Annotated in this window: 1 protein-coding gene; it reads right to left on the bottom strand. The window is 65.5% G+C overall.

Annotated features, from left to right (window positions below; all coding sequences use genetic code 11):
• The coding region (locus ACSFA3_RS25610) for a LysM peptidoglycan-binding domain-containing protein (RefSeq protein ID WP_435508127.1) at positions 1-1,068 on the bottom strand (1,068 nt) is incomplete at both ends.

Here is a 1,068-nt window from a genome sequence, read left to right as displayed (position 1 = left end):
GCTGGCCGCGACTCCACGCCAATCAAAACTTTTCTGCAATCCGGTGGCAATGCCCAGCCCTTGGCTGGCGATGTTGCCCATGGCCATGCGCCCGGCCGTGGCCCATTTGTCTGGCCCACCCAGCAAGCCGCCAGGCACATTGAGCAAGGAGCCCACACCGGCGCCCACTCCCGCGCCAAGCGCACCCATCGCTACGCCCTTCCAGCTGAAAGAGTCCTGCGCCCCGATAGCGATACCGACTCCCTGGCTGGCGATGGAGCCCATTGCTCCACCCACGGCCGCAGCGCCGAGGCTCGCGGCCGTGAATCCACCAGACCCACCGAGCACGGCCAACCCGCCCGCAAAACCGCCACCGCCTGCAGCGCCTGCAGCACCGAAATCAGCCCCAGCTGCACCCGCCGTATAGATGGTCACCACTACTGCCACCACCGCCATGATGAGTTGCCCAACGCCCCCGCACCCGCCATCCTTGCCCTTGGGTGCTGGCAAAGGATCCGGCAGCGTCGGGCTCGTATCCCCCATCGCCTTGCCCGGGTCGTACGGCCGGAAGGTGTCACTCGTGTTGTGCACGTTCGTCACCCGGTTGGGCACCGCCAGAACCGTGTTTTCCACCAGCGGCGCAGATGGCTGACCATCGAGTCCGTTGGCCTCGGCCAGCAGGTACCACAGCTTTGCGTCACCCCACAGTGCTCGGGCGATGCCCTCCAGCGTGTCTCCCGAGCGCACCGTGTAGCTGCCCGGCGCCGGTCCGGGGAAGCCTGCATTGATCGGCTGGTAGTTCTCGTCGAAGTCCGCCGAGTTCGTGGGAATGAACTTGCGGTACTTGCTATCAGGACTTTCGGCGGAACTTGTGCGCGCGAGCTGCTGCGCGTAGTCCTCGCGCTCAGTGCCGTCGTTACCCACGTTGCCCACGCGCTTGCCGTCGAAGTAGAAGTACCGATGATCGCGGCTCTTGGTGGCGCCGCTAACGCTCCCGTCGGCGGCAATCTTTCCGCCAATGAGCTCCTGGCGCTGCAGCACTTGCCCCTCGGCATTGGTCCAGTACGAGAAGGTCCGCGGCGTTGTCTG

The sequence above is a fragment of the Variovorax glucosi genome (assembly GCF_051216695.1).
GTDB lineage: Bacteria > Pseudomonadota > Gammaproteobacteria > Burkholderiales > Burkholderiaceae_C > Variovorax.
This window is presented reverse-complemented; position numbering and strand designations above follow the sequence as displayed.